The following is a 1,993-nucleotide window of genomic DNA, read 5'->3' as shown; positions in this document are numbered from 1 at the left end:
GGTCCAGGCCCACACACTTATGCGTACGAAAAAACGAGTCCTGCAGTTCACCCTGATCACCGTGGCTTCCGCGGCGTTGCAATGGGGGGCGCAGGCACAACCACAACAACCGTCCGCTGTGGCATCCACGCATGCCCAGGTGCCGCAGGTCATCGACGACCTGCCCGCAAGCAACACCAAGGACATGGACGACGTAACGCGCGCACAGGTGGAGCGCGGCCGCTATGTGGCGCGTCTGGGGGACTGCGTTGCCTGCCACACCAGTGACAAATCCAAGCCGATGGCTGGCGGGCTTGCCCTGCAGACGCCGTTCGGTGCCCTGTATTCGACCAACATCACACCGGACGCCACCACCGGCATTGGCCGCTATACGTTCGAGCAGTTTGACCGCGCGATGCGCAAGGGTGTGGCCGCAGATGGCCACAACCTGTACCCGGCCATGCCGTATCCGTCCTACGCCAAGACGACACCGGAGGATATGCAGGCGCTGTACGCCTACCTGATGAAGGGCGTGGCACCGGTGCAGCAGACCAACAAGCCGCTGGGCATGTCGTTTCCGTTCAACCAGCGCTGGGGGCTGTCGCTGTGGAACTGGGCCTTTCTGGAGAGCGAGCCCTTCCAGCCGAATGCTTCACAATCCGTGGAATGGAACCGGGGCGCGTATATCGTGCAAGGCCTGGGACACTGCGGTGCCTGCCATACGCCGCGCGGTATCGGATTCCAGGAAAAGACCATGTCCGAGGCCGCCGCCAAGGGCAAATATTTCCTGGCCGGCGAAACGGTGGAAGGCTGGCGGGCCCTGAGCCTGCGCAGCCTGTGGACACCGCAGGATGTGGCCGAAATGCTCAAGACCGGGCGCAACCGCCATGGCGCCGTGTCCGGCAACATGGTGGACGTGGTGCAGCACAGTACGCAGTACATGACCAACGGCGATCTGCTGGCCATTGGCGAGTACCTCAAGTCCCTGCCCGCCAGCACCGTCGACAAACCGATGCAGGTGGCGCAAGGTCCGGCGCCCGTCATCGTTCCGCCCGACTCGGGCATGCTCACGCCGCCCGCAAGCCTCTACACCAGTCGCGGCGGCCTGGGCTATCTGCAGTTCTGCGCCGATTGCCACCGCAGCAATGGCGATGGCGTGCCCAACGTGTTCCCGCCGCTGGCAGGCAACCCGGTATTGGGCGACAGCAACCCCGCCACGCTGCTGCACATCATGCTGACCGGCTCCGCCACGGCGCAGACGGCGCGCCACGCCCGGGTGCTGACCATGCCGTCGTTCGCCCGGCTGGGTGACCAGGAAATTGCCGACATCGTGAACTTCACGCGCGAGAGCTGGAGCAACGCCACACGGCAGCCGCAACCGGTGGCGGCGTCCGACGTAAGCAAGGCACGCAAGGAACTGGAAGTCAGGAAGCTGGATGCCAGCCAATTTGAAACACCGCGCCTGGCTGCCATGCTCAGCGAACCCAACGCCAAGCAATTGGTGCTGGGTGCGCGCCTGAACATCGACACGCACAACATGCTGCCCCGGAATGTTGGCAACAAGCTCAATTGCGCCAGTTGCCACCTCAATGCGGGCACGGTAGCGGATGGCTCTCCGTATGTCGGTCTGTCTGCCTTCTTCCCGAGCTACGCGCCGCGCGCGGGGCGAATCATCACGCTCGAGGACCGCATCAACGGCTGCTTCCTGCGCTCGATGAACGGCAAGCCGCTACCGGTAAATTCCGAAGAGATGAAAGCGATGGTCGCCTATTTCGACTGGATGAAGCGCGAGACCAAGCCGGAAGACAAGGTCGCCGGGCACGGAGTGGGCAAGATCGACAAGAGCCTGGTACCCAACGCGAAAAACGGCCGGAACATCTATGCGGCGCAATGCGCGCTGTGCCACGGCGCCAACGGCGAAGGCATCACGAACGCTCAGGGCCAGCACGTCTATCCGCCGCTGTGGGGCGACCAGTCGTTCAACATTGGTGCCGGCATGGCACGCACCTACACC

At 63.8% G+C, this 1,993-nt stretch carries 1 protein-coding gene; it reads left to right on the top strand.

Translation table 11 applies throughout. From position 1 onward, the window contains the following. Window positions 1–19: 19 nt before the first annotated feature. On the top strand, window positions 20–1,993 hold a 1,974-nt coding region (locus JHD73_RS27580), incomplete at its 3' end, for a c-type cytochrome (RefSeq protein ID WP_199033309.1).

Origin of the sequence: Ralstonia sp. ASV6 (assembly GCF_016429285.1) — a bacterium.
Taxonomy (GTDB): Bacteria; Pseudomonadota; Gammaproteobacteria; order Burkholderiales; family Burkholderiaceae; genus Ralstonia; species Ralstonia flaminis.
The sequence above is the reverse complement of the archived record's forward strand: the minus strand, read 5'-3'. Positions and strand labels throughout refer to the sequence as shown.